Annotated in this window: 18 protein-coding genes and 1 pseudogene; 6 read left to right on the plus strand and 13 right to left on the minus strand. The window is 52.0% G+C overall.

All coding sequences use genetic code 11. From position 1 onward, the window contains the following. Positions 1 to 187 (plus strand): hypothetical protein (locus tag ABUA09_RS07540; protein WP_349949234.1); only part of this gene is annotated, 187 nt, incomplete at its 5' end. Here ABUA09_RS07540 and ABUA09_RS07545 read toward each other — a convergent pair. Both ABUA09_RS07545 and ABUA09_RS07550 read right to left on the minus strand, forming a co-directional pair. Continuing rightward, positions 173 to 424, minus strand: a complete 252-nt coding sequence (locus tag ABUA09_RS07545; protein WP_279202648.1) for a helix-turn-helix domain-containing protein — start codon at positions 422 to 424, stop codon at positions 173 to 175. The genes ABUA09_RS07540 and ABUA09_RS07545 overlap by 15 nt on opposite strands. After that, positions 405 to 977: an RNA polymerase sigma factor gene (locus tag ABUA09_RS07550; RefSeq protein WP_349949235.1), complete on the minus strand. Its 573-nt coding sequence runs from the start codon at positions 975 to 977 to the stop codon at positions 405 to 407. Before ABUA09_RS07550 ends, ABUA09_RS07545 begins: the two co-directional genes overlap by 20 nt. Positions 978 to 1,071: 94 nt before the next feature. On the opposite strand from ABUA09_RS07550, the gene ABUA09_RS07555 reads away from it, so the two are divergent. Continuing rightward, positions 1,072 to 1,374: a hypothetical protein gene (locus tag ABUA09_RS07555; protein ID WP_279202649.1), complete on the plus strand. Its 303-nt coding sequence runs from the start codon at positions 1,072 to 1,074 to the stop codon at positions 1,372 to 1,374. Between the two features lie 8 nt (positions 1,375 to 1,382). On the opposite strand, the gene ABUA09_RS07560 is transcribed toward ABUA09_RS07555, so the two are convergent. From ABUA09_RS07560 to ABUA09_RS07575, 4 genes are read right to left on the minus strand one after another with little or no spacing between them, the layout of a single operon-like run. Next, positions 1,383 to 1,571 (minus strand): cysteine-rich KTR domain-containing protein, encoded by a 189-nt coding sequence (locus ABUA09_RS07560; RefSeq protein ID WP_279202650.1) that lies wholly within the window; start codon positions 1,569 to 1,571, stop codon positions 1,383 to 1,385. Positions 1,572 to 1,605: 34 nt separating this feature from the next. Further along, positions 1,606 to 2,091: a flavodoxin domain-containing protein gene (locus ABUA09_RS07565; protein ID WP_279202651.1), complete on the minus strand. Its 486-nt coding sequence runs from the start codon at positions 2,089 to 2,091 to the stop codon at positions 1,606 to 1,608. After that, positions 2,091 to 2,720 carry a TetR/AcrR family transcriptional regulator gene (locus ABUA09_RS07570; protein ID WP_349949236.1) on the minus strand — a complete coding sequence of 210 codons (630 nt, stop codon included), beginning with the start codon at positions 2,718 to 2,720 and terminating at the stop codon, positions 2,091 to 2,093. The genes ABUA09_RS07565 and ABUA09_RS07570 overlap by 1 nt, the downstream gene beginning before the upstream one ends. Before the next feature lie 13 nt (positions 2,721 to 2,733). Then, positions 2,734 to 3,174: a hypothetical protein gene (locus tag ABUA09_RS07575; protein ID WP_349949237.1), complete on the minus strand. Its 441-nt coding sequence runs from the start codon at positions 3,172 to 3,174 to the stop codon at positions 2,734 to 2,736. 197 nt (positions 3,175 to 3,371) lie between these two features. On the opposite strand from ABUA09_RS07575, the gene ABUA09_RS07580 reads away from it, so the two are divergent. From ABUA09_RS07580 to ABUA09_RS07595, 4 genes are all read left to right on the plus strand, one after another. Further along, a complete protein-coding gene (locus tag ABUA09_RS07580; protein WP_349949238.1) occupies positions 3,372 to 3,731 on the plus strand; it encodes a helix-turn-helix domain-containing protein in 360 nt (119 codons plus the stop codon). A 245-nt stretch (positions 3,732 to 3,976) separates the two neighbouring features. Beyond that, entirely contained in the window at positions 3,977 to 4,306 is a 330-nt protein-coding gene (locus ABUA09_RS07585; protein ID WP_349949239.1) for a plasmid mobilization protein, read from the plus strand. Then, entirely contained in the window at positions 4,267 to 5,619 is a 1,353-nt protein-coding gene (locus ABUA09_RS07590) for a relaxase/mobilization nuclease domain-containing protein (RefSeq protein ID WP_349949240.1), read from the plus strand. Before ABUA09_RS07585 ends, ABUA09_RS07590 begins: the two co-directional genes overlap by 40 nt. Before the next feature lie 65 nt (positions 5,620 to 5,684). Next, complete coding sequence (locus ABUA09_RS07595) at positions 5,685 to 6,644, plus strand: bacteriophage abortive infection AbiH family protein (protein WP_349949241.1); 960 nt, start codon at positions 5,685 to 5,687, stop codon at positions 6,642 to 6,644. A gap of 176 nt (positions 6,645 to 6,820) precedes the next feature. On the opposite strand, the gene ABUA09_RS07600 is transcribed toward ABUA09_RS07595, so the two are convergent. The 7 genes and pseudogenes from ABUA09_RS07600 to ABUA09_RS07630 form a co-directional block, all read right to left on the minus strand. Continuing rightward, on the minus strand, positions 6,821 to 7,186 hold the full coding sequence (locus ABUA09_RS07600) for a cysteine-rich VLP domain-containing protein (RefSeq protein ID WP_349949242.1): 366 nt from the start codon (positions 7,184 to 7,186) through the stop codon (positions 6,821 to 6,823). After that, on the minus strand, positions 7,183 to 7,389 hold the full coding sequence (locus ABUA09_RS07605; RefSeq protein ID WP_349949243.1) for a transposon-transfer assisting family protein: 207 nt from the start codon (positions 7,387 to 7,389) through the stop codon (positions 7,183 to 7,185). Before ABUA09_RS07605 ends, ABUA09_RS07600 begins: the two co-directional genes overlap by 4 nt. Before the next feature lie 2 nt (positions 7,390 to 7,391). Next, positions 7,392 to 8,336, minus strand: coding sequence for a hypothetical protein (locus ABUA09_RS07610; RefSeq protein WP_349949244.1), 945 nt, complete (start codon positions 8,334 to 8,336; stop codon positions 7,392 to 7,394). A 3-nt stretch (positions 8,337 to 8,339) separates the two neighbouring features. Beyond that, positions 8,340 to 14,078 (minus strand): annotated as a pseudogene (locus ABUA09_RS07615) (YodL domain-containing protein); the annotation flags it as partial. Between the two features lie 122 nt (positions 14,079 to 14,200). Then, positions 14,201 to 16,315, minus strand: coding sequence for a DNA topoisomerase 3 (locus ABUA09_RS07620; protein ID WP_349949245.1), 2,115 nt, complete (start codon positions 16,313 to 16,315; stop codon positions 14,201 to 14,203). Beyond that, positions 16,312 to 17,007 (minus strand): DUF4366 domain-containing protein, encoded by a 696-nt coding sequence (locus ABUA09_RS07625; RefSeq protein WP_349949246.1) that lies wholly within the window; start codon positions 17,005 to 17,007, stop codon positions 16,312 to 16,314. Before ABUA09_RS07625 ends, ABUA09_RS07620 begins: the two co-directional genes overlap by 4 nt. Then, complete coding sequence (locus tag ABUA09_RS07630; RefSeq protein ID WP_349949247.1) at positions 16,997 to 17,254, minus strand: DUF4315 family protein; 258 nt, start codon at positions 17,252 to 17,254, stop codon at positions 16,997 to 16,999. Before ABUA09_RS07630 ends, ABUA09_RS07625 begins: the two co-directional genes overlap by 11 nt. Positions 17,255 to 17,257: the final 3 nt, after the last annotated feature.

Raw genomic sequence — 17,257 nt, forward strand, 5'->3', positions numbered from 1 at the left:
CTCCTACAAAATTCAGAGAGGCATCCATGTGCACCTAATTCAATTTTTTATGTGTCCAGAATTCTGGGTACATATCAACTGCGCCGCCGTTATCTTGCGCCGCTTTCTTTTTCAAGGTGCCGTAGCAAGGCCGGAGCTGGGAACAGCGGAAAGGGGGACGCTGCTTTTCAAATCAGGCCTTGAATGACAGGACAGCCCGCATGAGCTTTGACCGCAAGCGGTCGCGTATGTCCTCGTCTATGCCGTAGTAGCTATTGCCGCGCTCGTCGCGGAGCTTCCGCATAGACAGGGACGCTATGTAGCTGTCATAATGCTGTATGACGATCTGCATAGCTTCCGGGTCGCCCTTTGTTGCGGCTATGATTACCGGGTAGGGCAGTAAGCCGCGTTCGTCCTGTTCGGTGTTACCAATCGTTTGTGTCATAGGCGCGTTCCTCCAAATAGCGTTTTAACAGTTCAAAAGAGCTTGTCCGCCGATACTGGACTGTGCTTCTCGGAACGTCGCGGAGCTTTCCAATCTCCACGTCGCTCATATCAAAGAAGTAGTAGAGCAATACGGCGTCCCGCTTTTCTTCCGGCAAGCTGCGTAGGGCTTCGGCAAGCAGCTTCGCGGTGATCTCCTTTCCCGCCACGCAAAAGGACTTTTCAGCTTCATCATCTGCAAAGTAGGTATCATAGGTGTAAAGCTGTTTTTCCTCTTGCGGAGACAAGTCAGAAAAACTAACCTCGCGGAGCTGCTGACGCGACCTGTCCCTGTGGGCGTTGATGGCTTCGTTTTTCAACGTCCGCTTGCAAAAGCCGTTAAAAGCGCAACGGATTTGCCATTGGGTACGAATAGGCTCGTTCATGGTTTCACCTCCTTTCGCAACCGCGAAAGCGGGTGATGACTTCCCCTTTCGTAAGCCCTCAACACCAAGCGTTTTGATTACGCCGGAAACAAAGGCCGGATTTCCAAAAATCTTTTCTGGAAAACGCAAAAATGCCCCCGCCTGCAAAATGCAGACGGGGGCAAGTGAAATATAAACAGTATTGTAATGATATGTGTAATCATCTATAAGGCCGGTATATCCCGTGGCGGGGGTCGAACTTTTTTTGATGAAAAGAATGTCAAGTTATGTCGATACAAAAGAAACACAGCGGCACCTCCTTGATACCGCCGTATCCTTAAATAAGGGCGACTTTAATACACCCTCCGTATTCCTATTTTTCAAAAAAGAATACGGCGGCTTTGATTGTTATTTCAAAACCGCCGCTATTCAGATCGGGCGCGTTCTTGCCGACGAGCAACGGTTTTTATCTGTTGCAATCTGTCAGCAATCGCATAGTAGAAGCAGTTATCTGAAAAGAAAAGAGCCGACAACCATGAGTAATTAACTCATTGATTATCGGCTCTGCGTCTTTGCGTCTGGCTCTTTGATAACTGACATATTAAATTGTTTGATATTGATTAATGCTTCCTGTTTACACTTCGGGCAGAATAGCGGAAAGTTTTTCAGCTCTGTATCTTTCCGGATTTTTAACCTTGTCTTGTTTCCACATATAGGACACAATATCCATTGTTCCCCTCTCACTAAACCACCTCAATTCGTAAGGTAATGGTGAATTTTACTTATTTACTGCTTCTGCCAATTTCTTTATCTCGCCCTCATTTATTACTGGTTCAGTAAATCCCTCATTAAAGCCGTCAATCTTTTTCAAAGACTGAAACAATTTCCTATATAGGAAATTCATTTTTTCGTAGTCCATTATGCCGCCAACAGAGGTTACATAGGAAGCATGATTTATTAGCTCTATTGGGTAAAGTGTTTCAAAAAATCCCACTGTATCTTTCGGGGTATAGCAGCACGCGAACAATCCTATCTTCTTGTGCAATAGCTGTTTTAGATTGCGTTTACAAAAATGCGTAATTTCTTTTTGGATTTTACCCATATACACAGAACCGCCAATAAAAACAGTGTCATATTGAGATAGATTGATTTTATCTGCTTTTACTGAAAGTATGTTTACTTCACCATGAAGATAAGTCTTTAGGATTTCAGCGCATTTTTTTGTGCAGCCGTATTTTGTGGCGTATACGATTGCAGTTTTCATTAAATCTCCTCCTTACGGTAAATCATGTCAAACTGTTCTATATGCTTTCCCAACATTTCTATTGCCTCTTTTTCCTTTTCTGCTATACCGTCATATTTATTGAGTAAAAGAAAAATCGGCGCAAAGAACTGTAATGCCATAACTTCGGGATTGGCTTGCCGCATAAAGCCTTGTTTTATCATTTCGTCAAAAAGTGTGGCCTGATAAGAAATCGCGGTATCAATGTATACTTCTCGATATATGCGGTCAATTTCTTTGTTCTTGTACTTCTCAATGGAAAGCATTTTACGAAACTGTGAGGCATAGGGGTCTTTCAAGTAAAAACAAAAAATATCACTACTAATTTTCTTCAAAACCCCGTTGCCACCTGTTGCGTATTCCCTTGCCATTTCTCGCAATTCGCCATTTGGAAGCTGAAAAGAAGTAGCCGCGTCCCTAAAACGTAATTGCATTGTGTCTACCAATGTATCAAAGATTTCCTGCTTGCTTTTATAGTGTTTGTATAAAGAGCTTTGCTTAATTCCAACTTCTGCCGCAATGTCACGCACTGTTACACCGTCATAGCCTTTATCAGCAAACAGCTTTAGTGATTCAAATAAAATAATTTCTTTCGTATTTCTTTTCGCCATGCTAATACCTCACTTACATATAATCAAAACGAGTAGGAACAGAATTATAAAGCCATATACGAGAACCCTCAATAAATGCAATTTGAACAATACTCACAACAGCAATAATGAAAAAAATATTTTGCCTGTAATCCGGTTTGAAGATTGATATTATCCCAAGCACCCATATAATAACACTTGCCACCCAAAAGACAATGGATTGAATACTGCTAACTGAAAACAGCCCCATTTCTACGCTGCCATCAGTAGCATATATGATAGAGTTAGAATACAGATCACGGACATTCGCAAAATACCACAGCGCACCATGAAGCAGGATAAAGAGTAGGATAATCATACCCCATTTATGGATTGCTGCCCGGCTTAAATATCCCCATAGGATAAAGCCGATATTTGCCCCCAACAAAAGTGTACTGATAATTGTGACGCTGTTTCCAAAGAATAGTTTTATCATAGTCATAAGCTCCTTTTCATTTAGCTACTGTTTGTTCTCTTTCTATTTTAGCTACTATTTGTTCTCCTGTCAAGTCTTTTTCAATATCCATAGGTAAATTTTTGATGAATATATGCTCTATTACTGTCAATACTATGCTGTGTGTAATCATATCCAAAGTGGAAAGATGAACGGTAAAATGTAATAGGGTGAAAAATATGAAGCAGGACAAAGTGAAGTATGATTTTAAGGCTTTCGGTCAAGCCATTAAAGAAGCAAGAAAGGCAAAGGGTATCTCACGCAACCAGTTAGCGGACAGGCTGAACATTGCGCCGCGCTATATCGCGTCCATTGAGAAAAGTGGACAGCACCCAAGCCTACAAATCTTTTATGAGCTTGTCACCTTTTTAGATGTGTCAGTAGACCAGTTCTTTTTCCCGACTGAGGAAACAGACAAATCCACGCAACGGCGGCAGCTTGACAGTCTGCTTACTGATATGAGCAGCCGGGATTTAACGATTATGACGGCAACTGCAAAAGGAATACAGGAAGCGAACAGCAAGGAAACGGGGGAATAAAGTCCTCCGTTTTTTGTCTGTGCTGCTATTGAAACGTCGCAAATTGTGGCGTTTTTCTTTTTTCGGGGAATGTTTGGCAAATCTACATTTTAGGTGTGGAAGTATGTGAAAAGAGGAATAGCAAGCATAGGAAGCGGGTACCCACTTCCGTATTTTCGCCCTCCTGCGCTGCGGCGCGTCGGTTGAAAATTGCTTGTTGGGAAGTGTCCCAAACCCTCTATGAGAACGGAAAGGAGCGGCGGCGCATGGACGGACGGAAAAGGACGGTGCAAGTCAAGTTTCGCGTGACGGAAGCGGAACGGGATTTGATTCTTGAAAAAATGAAGCTCATACCCACAAACAATATGGCGGCGTATCTGCGGAAGATTGCTATTGACGGCTATATCGTGCAAGTAGATCACAGCGACATAAAGGCAATGACAGCGGAGATACAGAAAATCGGGGTGAATATCAATCAGATAGCGCGGCGCGTGAACAGTACGGGCAGCGTGTACCAAGAGGACATAGACGAGCTAAAGGGGGCGTTAGATGAAATATGGCGGTTACAAAGATTAAACCTATTAAAAGCACTCTAAGCAAAGCCCTTGACTACATCGAAAACCCGGACAAGACGGACGGGAAAATGCTGGTGTCCTCTTTCGGCTGCTCCTATGAAACGGCAGACATAGAGTTTGGATTTACCCTGTCGCAAGCACTCCAAAAGGGCAACAACTTAGCCTTTCACCTGATACAGTCCTTTGAACCGGGGGAAACAGACGCGCAGACCGCCCATGAGATCGGGCGGCAGCTTGCCGACGCTGTTACCAAAGGCCAGCATGAATATGTTTTGACGACGCACATTGACAAAGGCCACGTCCATAATCATATCATTTTCTGCGCCGTCAATTTCGTAGACCACCACAAATACGTTTCCAACAAGCGGACGTACTACGGCATACGGAACATGAGCGACAAGCTGTGCCGGGAAAACGGCCTGTCCGTCGTCGTCCCCAGCAAGGGCAGCAAAGGAAAGAGCTACGCGGAGTACCAAGCGGAGAAAACGGGGACGAGTTGGAAAGGCAAACTGAAAATCGCCGTTGACGCGCTTATCCCCCAAGTGTCCAGCTTTGAAGAATTGTTGCAGAAGTTACAGGCGGCGGGCTATGAAATCAAGCCGGGAAAATATGTGTCGTGCCGCGCACCGGGGCAGGAGCGTTTCACCCGCCTTAAAACCCTCGGCGCAGACTACACAGAGGAAGCGATCAGGGAGCGGATAGCCGGAAAGCGCGCCCGCACCGCCAAAGTCCCCAAGCAGCAGCGCGGCGGCGTCAGCCTGCTTATCGACATTGAGAACAGTATCAAGGCGCAGCAGAGCCGGGGCTATGAACAATGGGCGAAAATCCATAATCTGAAACAGGCCGCAAAGACGATGAACTTCTTGACGGAACACAGGATAGAACAGTATGCGGATTTAGTCAGCCGGATAGAGCAAGTGACAGCCGCCAGTGAACAGGCCGCAGACAGCCTAAAGGACGTGGAACGACGGCTTGCGGATATGGCGGTGCTTATCAAGAATGTTACCACCTATCAAAAGACAAAGCCCCTGTATGACGCATACCGCAAGGCCAAGGACAAAGGGCAATTCAAAGCAGACCATGAGCGGGGCATTATCCTCCATGAAGCAGCGGCAAGGGCGTTACAGACCGCGCAGATCGGCAGGAAGCTCCCCAGCGTTGCCGCCCTCCAAGCAGAGTATGAAAAGCTGCAAGGCCAGAAAGAAGCCCTTTACGCCGACTATGGCAAGCTGAAAAAACAGGTGCAGGAATATGATGTTATCAAGCGGAACATTGACAGTATTTTACACACGGACAGGCAGGTGGAACATAAAAAGGAAACAGCGCGCGGGTGATGTGTAATAGTGGAAAAGTGTATTCTTTGTTGCTATAATAGTTTGAAAGAAAGGGGGCATATATGTTGTCGAGATTAGTCGTCATTGGTAATGGATTTGATTTAGCTCATGGCTTACACACAAAGTATTCTGATTTTATGAAATACTTATGCTCTTACGAAAAGCCACCCCAAATTATATATGACAGATTTGTTCTTCTTGATAGTGTTTCCGCACAAGACCAAGAAAGGCATCGCTTTTATGAAGCCATAGGTAAATACATTCCCGAAGAGGATTTGTGGAGTTCCTTTGAAGAAGCATTAGGTTTTTTGGATTACGAGCAGATACAAGAAGATAATTCTTGTTACTTTCTTGATTATGGAGATGATAACTGGCGCGATAGTGCCAATCATGACTTTCAATACATGATAAGTGAAGATTTGTCTTTTGCCACAAATATTTCACGCTATTTTTCAGAGTGGATTTTGCATATAAACACAAATGTACCACCTGTTGTTTCACCAGATATACTTAATAGAAATTGTTTATTTTTGAATTTTAACTATACAGATACATTAGAAAAAGTGTATGGTATTCCAACTTCTAATATTTTATATATTCATGGTAATGCTTTGCGCGGGAATAATCTAATATTAGGACACCATAACGCTGCACTTTTTCAAGAACAGGTAATCCCTGCATTTAATGCAGCCGAAGAACATGGTATTTATCTGGAAGATATAGAGGAAGATTTTAGGTTACAAGAGGCTAAAGAAATTATAAAAGACTATTTTAGAAGAACATATAAAGATACTGCTTCAATTATTAGATATTATCAGTCTTTTTTTAACTCATTAAGGACGGTTAATGAAGTGTATGTATTGGGTCATTCTCTTTCTGAAATAGATTTTGATTATTTCGCTGAAATACGAAAAAATGTTCAGTCGACTTGTAAATGGTGTGTTTCATATCACGACGATAGTGCTAATGCACAAAACCTCATTGACAGACTAAATATAAAAAACTCTCAATTATTCTATTTTTAAGCAAAAGAACAGGGCGCGGCAGCCAAGTATGGCCACCGCGCCCCGCCTTTCTTATGGGTGCAGCTCTTATGTGCCTGTTACGCAGTAGAAGCCCATTTTAGAGGGCTTGAATGTAATTCCCTTGCTTCCTAAAAAACGCGCCCGGAAAGCCGCATAAAATGGGGCTTATTTTGCCCCTACCGCGTAACATGGGCGCGTCGTTTCCTCATGCGCTCGGCAGCTTGCTTCCGGGTGATACGCTTCCGGCAATCGGGGCAGTATTTCACGCTGTTAGAGCTGGACGCAAAGGCCGCGCCGCATACGGTACAGCGGCGCAAATCCTCCCGCTGGTACAGCTCGGCTTGCAGCTCCTTATCGTCCGGCAGGACGGCAGCACGAAACCACTTGCACAGCAGCGAATAGGAAATAAGCTGCGGACAGACGCACGTTTCCCCGTCGTCTAACAACAGGCAATTTCCGTTGTCGTAGTTACAGCAGGATTTTTTCACAAGGGCGTTGACTTTCCGGCTTTGCTGCGGCGTCAGCCGTTTCAGCCCGTTCATTCGTCGTCTGCGGCAAAAACGGCAAGCCCCGCAAACTCCGCTTCGGTCAGGGCGTCGATCTTCTGCAAGGCGCGTACTGCCAGCTCTTGCATATCTCCGTCCATAAACGGCAGCGCGGCGTTGACACGCTCGAACAGCTCCCGCTTGCTGCCTGTATCGTAAATGCTCAAAAGGTTTTCTTCCTCAACGGTCAATCGAATCATGCTCATACCTCCATTTCGTGTTTCTTCGATTTCGTCGCCGCCTTTTTCGGTGCGGCTGTTTTCTTGTCTGCGGCAAGCTGCGCCCGGATAGAGGGGCGGGACTTGCGGATTTCCCTGTCCCGGTTCTCGTCCTTGCCGATCAGCGCATACGTCCCATGTCTGCCATCAATTTTGGAAAAGGAAAGGGTCTTATAGGGCAGCATGGAGAAAAGGCGGTCGGTGTCCTTTGTAGACGCAAGCTGCATGAACGCCGGGGCGATCTCCACCATGAAATGCGTCTTGTTGGGGCTGTTCAGCCTGTCCAGCCCTTTCATGCGCTCCACAATGCGCCGCGCTTCATGTTCAATCAGCCCATCGTGCAGCGCGGCGACGTGTGCCTTGAAGTCCCCCGGCGTCAGGGCGTCCCGGCTGTGTTTTTCCGCTTGCAGCACTTCGCGGAGTGCTGCGGGGTCGTTCGGCAGCGTTTCATAGTGCATATACTTTCCAAGGCGCGGGTCGGGGGAAGCGTCGAAAAACTCCTTTGCGGGCTGCTCCCTATCCCCGTAGGCATAGGTCAGGCGCACCATATCGGCGGGAACCGCCTGTTCCTTTACACGCTGGTAGTGCTGCGCATAGTCCAGCTCATAGAGATTGCCCCGGATTTTCCCGTCCTCCACGCCTGTAAGCTCAATGGCATAGGCCAGAATCCTATCGCGGGTCTGCTCCTTGTGGAAACGCCAGGTATTGTGCGGCCCTGTGTCCTTTAGGAAAACGTCGCGCTCCTTGAAGCAATACGTCCCCGACGGGCGGGAGAGCCAGAGAAGCGTTTTGTCCGCTGCGTCAGGGCTTGCCGCCGCCCTCGCAATGATCTCCTTGTCAATCTCCAAATCGCTTTGGTAAAAGCCTGTATTTTGCCGCATAAGGGCATTGAGGGACGCGAACACGTCCACATTATCAAACCTTTGCATGGGTCAGCTCCTTTCCAAGTCCTGCGACTTCGTTTTTGCCGCCGTCTTTTTCTGCGCCGCCCGTTCCTTATCGGCTTTGAGCTGCGCCCGGATAGACGGCTTTTTCTCCGGAGTCCCGCCGCCGCGCTCCTTGTCGGCCTTGATTGCGTCGGCAAGGTCAAGCAAGGAAATCTGTTCCCCAGCCTGTACCTTTGCTTCCAGCTCGTCAACGGTGGGCGTAGGCGGGGTGTTGTTGATGATACCGTCAAAGCAGTTATCGTTCTGCTCTACGGTGTCCTCAATGTGCTTTATGGGGCTTTCCGGCTGCGTAGCGGAAACGGCAAACGCCCGTGTGCCATTCCCCATGATGAAATACTTTCCGTCCTCCGATTGGTGGTGAAAGCCATATCCGGCGGCTTCCATCTGTTCGCGGGTCATATCGGTAACGTGGAAGCTGCCCCGGGGCGTCCTGATCTGCTCCCCGGTCATACGGGCGTCGGGGGTAAGCTCCTGCTGCTCCTGCAAAAACTCCGGCACTTGCTGATAGCCGAACCTGTCTACATAGTGGGCGGTGTCCTGTCCGGCCTGATGAAGCACTACCACGTCGGAAACGGAAAGGCTGTGTCCCTTGAAGTCTGCGGGGTGGTCGATGTTGAAGCGGGTGAAAATATCGTCCAGCGACATATCCGGCGCAAGGGGCGCGGTATAGATCAGGTCATAATTCGCCGGGTCAACGGCAAGCCCCGCCGCCTGCAGGCGGTCGTAAGGCTCAAAACGGAAGTCCCGCGTTTCGTCCCCGCGCTTTAGCTGGTAGATGGAAAAGGTGTCCTGCGTTTGCGGCTGGGTCTGCTCCGGCGCGGGGGCTTCGGCGGCGGGCTGCTCTTGCGGGGTCTGTATCGCCTGTTGCTTCTGCGCCCGGATATGCGCCCGCTGTAACTCGGTAGGCTTTTCGCCAGTAATGGGCGCAATGGCTTTCACATAATCCGCTGCGTAGTATGCGTTTGTGGTAAGCTGCCGTTGCCATGCCCCCTCTTTGGGCGACCAGCGGAAGCCGTTATGTTTCAGCTCTTCCCTTGTTGCTTCGTCGGGTTTGCCGTCAAAGAAGATTTGCAGCCGGTTAGCGTCAGTATTTGCTTCCACCTTGCCGCCGTCAAACTCCCAGCCTACAAAGCCGACTGCCTTTTGCTGTGTGAGGGAAGCAATGCGGGTTTTCAAACGGCGTATTTCCGCGCTGTTGTTGGATAAAGCCCACGAGGGGTAGGGTACGCGGTCATAGGAAGCCATGCCAGCCACCAGCTTTTGCCCCTGTTCCGGCGAAAGGCCGGGGCAGCCGTCAAGTGTCTTGTGCTTGCGGAAATAGGCGTTTATCGCTTTCATTTTCTCCTGCAACTTTTCCAAGCCCGCCAGCTTGCTTTCCAGTTTGGGGACAGCCTGCGGGTCGTCCGCGCTGATACCGCCCATACCCGTACTGCGGATTTTATCAAGTAAGCCTTGAATATCCCGCCACTCCTCCATATTCCTGTCCCGCGCCGCGTTCTGCTTTTCTTTCTGCCTAACCGGGAAATTAGAGCCGCCAGTAATCAGAATAGAGGGTACGCGGGCTTCAATGGCATAGCTGGCATTTAAGTTTGCCGCCAGCTTCCGGGCATAGGTATCAAGCAGACTGTCTATTTTCTCATGGTACATCGGGTCTACCCGCGCTTTTTGACGCTCCGCGATCTGTACGGCTTCGTCAATGTAGCTGCGGTAAGCTGCCGTCGCGCTGCCCGGCTTGTAGCTATCAAAGCTATTCATTTCCTTTGCGCGGCGGGCGGCGTCCTCATTGATGGGATAATAGGTAACGGACGCTTCCGGCTTCGCTGCGGCTTGTTCCGGCGCGGGGGCTTCGGCGGCGGGCTGCTCTTTTTCCCGCTCCGCAAGGGTCTTTTCCGCACGTTCCCGCACTTCATTACTGATAGGCAGCGAATAAAGGTCAGAGGTAGAGGAAAAGCCCACGTTGTTGAAAACATAGTCAACCTCGGCTTCTTTCAAAGCCCCCGCTGTATAATAGCTTCTCTTTGAGGGTGTTTCGCTCACCTTGCCGCCCGCTATGTCAAAGGCCAATCCCGTTTCTAAATGCGAATGGATTTTGCCGTCAACCGCCAGCGTCACAAAGTACCAGCCCATGTGTCCGCTCTTGCTGTCTGCGCCGTCGTGCAGCTCCACATTGAGCAAGGTGTACGGCTTTAGCCCATGCTGCGCGGCAATCTCGTTGTCCTTGACCTCCCGCGCCCTAAGTGCTGCAAGGGCGACGTCCTTTGTGGCGGCGACAATCTCCGGGTTATACCGCCGCAAAGTGGCGTTGACAAGCTCGTTTTGCACCTTTGCGGTCTTAGCTTTCGGCGTTAAGTCGTTGCCGATACCAAGGGACGCGCCGTTATCAAAGCGGATAGATATATCGCTTGTCCCGCGCCATTTGCCGGAACATGGAGAAGTTTCAATTTTGCCGGACGTGCAGCCGAACGCCTGCGCGATAATCCCTATCCTATCCTGCATAGGCAGACTTTCATATTTTTTGGCGATTTCAGCGGCCTTTTTCTGCAACTCCGTAGGTGTGTCCTGCTTCACAAGATTTCCGTCCCGGTAAGCGTAGCCCTGTGTAGCAATCGCTTCCAGCGTTTCAGCCGTAACCTCTCCGGCGGTCTGTATGTCCGCGTCGATCAGCATTTGCAGCGTGGCCTTTACCTCGCCGGATAGCTTCTGCTGCTGTTCGGGGGGCAGCTTATCAAAGACAGGGGTTTCCGGCTCCTGCGGCTGTTCCTCCGGCGCGGCGGGGTAAGGCTCGTAGCCATTGGCGGCGTATTCCTCTACGGTCATTCCTGCGGCGGCGGCTTCCTGCGCGATTTCCTCCCTGACGTGTTCCTTGTACGCCTGAAGCTCCGGGTCAAAGTCGGCAAGCCGTGGGGCGGGCGGCAATTCATAATCGCCGCTGTTGATTTTCCCCCGACACTCGGCAACGTAGGCTTGTACGGCGGTGTGATAGGCCGTTTCGGGCTGGGTCATGCTTTCGCCGCTTTGCATCGCGGCGGCTGCGGCCTGCTCCATATCAGAAAGGGCGCAATGCAGCTTCAAATAGGGGATAAACTCATGCAGCAGCATAGCCCGCTGTTCCTTGTCCGCTTCTACCGCTTCCTTGCCCTCGGTGTGCAGCAGATGGTTTTCCCAATCCGCATTGTTCTCATAGTGGGCGTGGTATTTTTCAATATGGTCTATCAGGCTCCCGTCGCCGTCGCCAAAGTCCTGCCGCCCCTCGTAGTGGTCGGCCTCGCCGTCAAAGACGCAATCAATGGCAAACTTCGTCTTGTCATAGCCGGGGCTTGCAAGCTCCGCTTCGTCAAGGGAAGCGAAAAGGGCATTTGCGCGGGAAAGGGGCATGGTTTCACCCTCCCGCAGCTCCGCGCTCTCGCTCCAAATAATCGTAACGGTAGGCTCGGCGGCAAGGTCGGGTGTCGCTTCTTGCGGCGGTTCGCCCTGTTCTGGCAAATACGCAGCTACATCGTCGGACGGCTCCCCCGGATTATCCGGCGTATTGTCCGGGGTGACTGGCTCACTCCATTGTTCAAAACTGGGCTGTGGTTGCTCCTGTTGGGCGGCCTGCTCCCGCGCCTGTTGCAGCTCCGCAAAGTGTCCGTCAATGCTGTCTATAATCTCGGCGGCGGCGGTGCGGATTGTTTCAAGGGACGCTTTCAGCTCCGCAAGCTCCCGCCCGCTGCTCCACCCAGCGACGTAGCCAAAGGAGTAGTCGGACGTATCAAGCCCGTAGTGCTGGCAGACGGTGTACGCCACACTTTCGGCCTGTACCTCCCTTGTGCGGCGGTCTGGCCTGTCCGCTAAATCCTCTTTCGGGGCGTTCAAGTCAATGTCGTGCAGCTTTGCGTGGGCGATCTCATGGATAGCGGTTTTCAAGGTCTGCAATTCGCTCATACCCTCTTGAATGGCGATCCGCTTTTCTTCCAGATGGTAATAGCCGTGAGATTTGCCCTCGATGTTTTCAAAGCCGATGGGGACAGGTGAGGTCTTTTCCAGCGCGGCGAAAAAATCATTGTAGCGGTCAACGTCCCCCGTCAGCTCGTCCACCGCAATGTCGGGCAGCTCCCGCCCCTCGGTCTGCGAAACGTCAAAGACAGATACCACCTTGTAGGCGGGGACGGTGATTTCCTGTTCTTCGGTGACGGGCTTCCCGTCCTTGCCGATGATGGGCTTCCGCGTCTGCGGGTCTAACTTCTCCACTTCCCGCTTGACCTTGTAGGGGGACGGCGCAAAGATTTTAATGCCCTTTTCGCCGCCCTTTACATGGCGTCCGTGGGTGTTCTTCCATGTATTGTAGCCCGCCACAAGGGAAGCGTCGGGGGCTTGCATGGCAATCAGAAGCGTATTCCGAAAGCTGTAATTGTGGAACTTCGACATAACGCGCAGATAGTCCTTGTAGCGTTCGCTGTCGAACAGCTCCGCAATGCCCTGTTCCAGACGGTCGGTGATCTCCTTTATCTTCTCGGCGGGCTTTTCGGAAGTCAGGACAATAGGAACAACGGGGCGCGGCTGCGGGGGTTCTGCGGTCAGCGTCGCGGCCTGCCCTGTGCTGATAGCGTCAAAGTCCGCTTTCTCCGGGTCAGGCCGCGCCGGGGGCTGCGGATAGCTCATAATGCGGTATTCCTCCGGCACGTCCCGCCCCTCGTAATGGCGTTCCCATTGGTCACCGCTTTCCACGATATAGCCATAGGGGGTAAAGCTGCCGCGCTCCTGCTCGGCGGCGTTGCGCCCAAAGGCCACAAGGTCAATGCCCTTTTTCCATTCTTCGGGCATATCCACCATGCCGGATTTATTCAAGTAGTAGTCGCCCAAATCCCGCACCGTCTGTACTTCGGGGATATGCACGAAAAAGTCTGTGTTGTAGGTGTAGTCGATGATCTGCCCGATGTTCTCAAAGCCCGGTTTCCGCTGCGCTGCGGCGTTCAGCTCGTCAAGGTCTGCGGGGGCAAGGGCTTCCAGACGCGCCGCAAGGAAATTCAGCTCGTCAATCCCAGCGGCGCACACCATGTCATAGGGCAACGCAAGGGGCTTATCTAAGGGGTAGGAATACCCGTTGATGAAAAAATCCTGCGGATTGTCGGCGGTAATGCCGACGCTTTGCATAGCCGCGTGAAGCTGCTCCGCCGTCGCTGGCATGGAGAGCCACGCGCTGCTTAATTCTCCCGCTTCAAAGCGGCTGCGGTTGTCAATTAAGATAGAAAAAACTTCGCTCAATCGTTCGCTCCTTTCTTCGTTCATCATGCGGTGCATAAGCTCGTAATCCTCCGCGCTCATGCTCCCGTCAAATACATAGGGGTCAAAGTCCCCGTCCCGGTAGGGCTTTTCCGAAAACGGAAGTCCTGCGGCGTGGGCGGCTTTCCTCGCTTCCTCGATCTGCTCCGGCGATAATGCGTCGTCGTGGGTTTCGATAAAGTCAGCGATATTGTTATAGCCGTTCTCATAGTGGCGGCGTACTCCAGCGGTCAGCTCGGCAAGGTTCATGTCCTCGCCCAAGTAGCCGCAATAGTAGCCGTTCAAAACAACGGCGGCGGGGTCGGTGTGCTGGATTTCCTGCAAGCGGCTCCTATCCTCCGGCGTAAGGGTGTCGTCCATTTCAAGATAGAGATAGTCGCTGCTCCATGAACGCCCCTCCCGCCAGAACGCTATCCACGCAATGCCCGCCCGCAATTCGTCCTGATAAACCGTTACGGCTTCCCGTAAACTCGCCATAGCGTTTCTCCTTTCCGCATAAGGGTTTGGGACTATCCCAACAAGCAAAATCCCCGTCCTGCGCCATAACGCAAGGCGGGGATTTTACGGAAGTGGGTACCCGCTTCCTATGCTTGCTGCGTAAGTTCTTTGCCCCTCGAAACGGTAGCCCGGTAGTTGACGTACTTCCCGCCCGTATCGGCTAAAAGCACTATCCCGTCATAGGTTTTGCCCGTTTTCGGGGAATACAGCTTTTTCACTTTCGCCTTGCCGTCTTTCAGCAGCGCGGCGGCGATTTTCGGGGTAAAGGCGGTTTTGCGTTCCTCGAAAAAGCGGTCATTTTTCCACATGGTAAAGGCGCAATCCCGGTTCCCGCAATAGTAGTTCTTCCTGCCCTCGTAGACGCTGCCGCCGCAGCGGGGGCATTTGCCGATAACGGGCCTATCCTCCTTGAAACGCGCCTTATCCGCGTCGGAGATATTCGGGTGGGCCTGCACCAGCTCCCGCGCCATAGCTTCAATGCCGCGCATGAAGCCGTCCGCGTCGGCCTTGCCCTTTGCAATCTGCGTCAGGGTGTTTTCCCATTCAGCGGTAAGCTGGGGAGATGTCAGTACGTCGGGGAGAACAGCCACAAGGCCGCTGCCATCCCCTGTGGGAATAAGCTGCTTGCCCTTGCGCTCCACAAAGCCGGATTTCACCAGCTTTTCAATGACAGCGGCGCGGGTGGCGGGAGTGCCAAGCCCGCGCCGTTCCGCGTCGGGGTCGGTGTCCTCGTTCCCGGCTCGTTCCATAGCGGAAAGCAAGGTCGCTTCCGTATGCTGCTTCGGGGGCGTGGTGTCGTGGGCCGTCACCTTTACGGCGGGGCGGTCAAAGCTCTGTCCCTCGGCAAAGGGCGGCGCGTCCAGCGCAAGGGCGTTTTCCTCGTCGTCGGTATCAGGCTTCTTTTTCAGCGTCGCCCGGTAGCGGCGTTCAAGCTCTTTCCAGCCCATGCAAAGCACCGTCTTTCCCTTTGCCGTAAACTCGCTGCCAGCGCATGAGAAAACCGCTGTAACAGCTTCGTAGATATGCGGCTCGGCGGCGGCGAACAGCAGCCGCGCCCCGGCAAGGGTCAGGATATTCCTTTCGCTTTCGGGCAGCGCGGCAAGGTCGGCTTTTGCAAGCTCCATCGTGGGGATAATGGCGTGGTGGTCGGAAACCTGTTTGCTGTCAAGGACGCGGGAAACGTCGGGGGAAAACTCTGCGCCCTCCATAAAGGCCAGCTTGCCACACAGCATGGTGGCGGTGTTCGCCGCCGTTTCCCCCATGTCGTCGGTCAAATAGGTGCTGTCCGTCCTCGGATAAGTCAGCAGCTTCTTTTCATACAGGGCTTGTGCCAGGTCAAGGGTCTGCTTCGCGGTGTAGCCGAAAATGCGGTTGGCTTCCCGCTGTAAGGAAGTCAGGTCAAAGAGCTTCGGCGGGGCTGCGGTTTTCTTCTCCCGCACGACGGAAGTACAAACGGCCTGCGACGCTTCGCAAGCCGTTTTGAGCGCGTCCGCTTCGGCGGCGTCGGAGATCTTCGCGCTTGCCGCTTCCGCGCCGGACAGGTCAAGGCGCACATGGTAGTATTTTTCTTTCTGGAAATGGGAGATAGCCGCGTCCTGGTCAACCAGCATTTTCAGCGTGGGGGTCTGGACGCGCCCCACGTTCAAGGTCTTTCCATACAGGCAGGAGAAAAGGCGGGTGGCGTTGATACCGATAAGCCAGTCAGCCTTTGCGCGGCACAGCGCGGAAGCGTAGAGGGCTTCATACTCGCTCCCATCTTTCAGACTGTCAAAGCCTTGCCGGATTGCCGCCGTTTCCATTGAGGAAATCCAAAGGCGGCGCATGGGCTTCTTGCAGCCCGTCATATCGTAGACAAAGCGAAAAATCAATTCACCCTCGCGCCCAGCGTCACAGGCATTGACAACCTCGGTCACGTCGGCGCGGTGCATAAGCTCTTTAAGGGTCTTGAACTGCTTTCCTTTATCTGCGGAAACGGTGTACTGCCATTCCTGCGGCAGAATCGGCAAGCTGTCAAGCTGCCATTTCCTGTACTGCTCCCCATAGGCGGCGGCTTGTGCAAGCTCCACCAAATGCCCGACGCACCATGAAATGACATAGCCGTTTCCCTCGATATACCCGTCCTTTTTGCCGGAAACGCCAAGGGCGGCGGCAATCGCCGCCCCGACGCTGGGTTTCTCCGCAATGACTAACGCATAGCTCATTCTTCCTCGCCCTCCTGTTCTGACCGCTCGTCCTCGTCGTACTCGTCAAAGTCGAAATCGTCAAGGTCTGTGCCGCCCTTGACGGCCTGCTTCGGCTTCATAAACTTGAAGTAGTAGAGCGCACCACCGCCGCCGATCAGGGCGACAACAAAGAACAGGACAAGCCCGCCCATGCTGCTTTTCTCTTTCGGCTGCTCGGTGGGTTCCTCCGGCTCCGGCTCTGCTGCCTTGCCGCTGCAAGCGGTCATGTTCGTAGCACATACGGGGCAAGCCGTATTCACCTTTCCGGCTTCGCATTTATCCGTACAGCTACAAACGGCGGGGGCGGGCGTCGCGGTGCCGCCGTCCTCGTCGATGATAGCCAAAAGGTCGGCTTCGTCCACCTGATTCAGAAAATGGACGGTGTTATTTCCATCGGCGGCGTTGTCAATGACGATGTAAAAATAGTTGCCGCCCTTGCTTTGTACCACGATAAACTGCTTATCCCCGGCGGCGTCGCCGCTAATGTCGTCCACAAGGGTCATGTTGCCCTCCGGGGTCAAGGGCTGCGGGTCAGGGGCTTCCACTTTCACGTTGCTGTCGTCGGTGGGGGTGTCGTCGCCCTGTGCGTAGGCGGTTACGGAAACGCTGCAAAAGCACATGACGAGGGCCAGCAGCACAAGGAAGCTGCGCACGATTTTCTTATTCCTCATTCTCTTTTTCCTCCTGTCCGTCATAGTCTGCGGGGACGGTGGCAATGCCCGGAATACCGCCCCCGGAAAGCATAGCCGTAAGCTCCTGCGGGGTCAGGCGCATAGAGCGCACGAGCTGGACGATTTGCAGGTTTTCCGCTTCGGTTTTCTGCGCTTCCAGCCCTTTCAGCCTGTTTTGATACTCGGTGATCTTCTCGCGGGTCTTTTCAATCTCCCGGTCAATGCGTTCAATTTTGTTTACTGCCATACG

Origin of the sequence: Intestinimonas sp. RTP31139st1_F5_RTP31139_211217 (genome assembly GCF_040226735.1) — a bacterium.
In the GTDB taxonomy this organism is placed as follows: Bacteria; Bacillota; Clostridia; order Oscillospirales; family Oscillospiraceae; genus Intestinimonas; species Intestinimonas butyriciproducens.

Coding starts and splice junctions, on each gene's coding strand:
- ABUA09_RS07575 (WP_349949237.1), bottom strand. CDS start 3,174: ATGATAAAACTATTCTTTGGAAACAGCGTCACAATTATCAGTACACTT.
- ABUA09_RS07620 (WP_349949245.1), bottom strand. CDS start 16,315: ATGAGCTATGCGTTAGTCATTGCGGAGAAACCCAGCGTCGGGGCGGCG.
- ABUA09_RS07545 (WP_279202648.1), bottom strand. CDS start 424: ATGACACAAACGATTGGTAACACCGAACAGGACGAACGCGGCTTACTG.
- ABUA09_RS07565 (WP_279202651.1), bottom strand. CDS start 2,091: ATGAAAACTGCAATCGTATACGCCACAAAATACGGCTGCACAAAAAAA.
- ABUA09_RS07580 (WP_349949238.1), top strand. CDS start 3,372: ATGAAGCAGGACAAAGTGAAGTATGATTTTAAGGCTTTCGGTCAAGCC.
- ABUA09_RS07610 (WP_349949244.1), bottom strand. CDS start 8,336: ATGCAAAGGTTTGATAATGTGGACGTGTTCGCGTCCCTCAATGCCCTT.
- ABUA09_RS07585 (WP_349949239.1), top strand. CDS start 3,977: ATGGACGGACGGAAAAGGACGGTGCAAGTCAAGTTTCGCGTGACGGAA.
- ABUA09_RS07570 (WP_349949236.1), bottom strand. CDS start 2,720: ATGGCGAAAAGAAATACGAAAGAAATTATTTTATTTGAATCACTAAAG.
- ABUA09_RS07625 (WP_349949246.1), bottom strand. CDS start 17,007: ATGAGGAATAAGAAAATCGTGCGCAGCTTCCTTGTGCTGCTGGCCCTC.
- ABUA09_RS07600 (WP_349949242.1), bottom strand. CDS start 7,186: ATGAACGGGCTGAAACGGCTGACGCCGCAGCAAAGCCGGAAAGTCAAC.
- ABUA09_RS07630 (WP_349949247.1), bottom strand. CDS start 17,254: ATGGCAGTAAACAAAATTGAACGCATTGACCGGGAGATTGAAAAGACC.
- ABUA09_RS07605 (WP_349949243.1), bottom strand. CDS start 7,389: ATGATTCGATTGACCGTTGAGGAAGAAAACCTTTTGAGCATTTACGAT.
- ABUA09_RS07590 (WP_349949240.1), top strand. CDS start 4,267: ATGGCGGTTACAAAGATTAAACCTATTAAAAGCACTCTAAGCAAAGCC.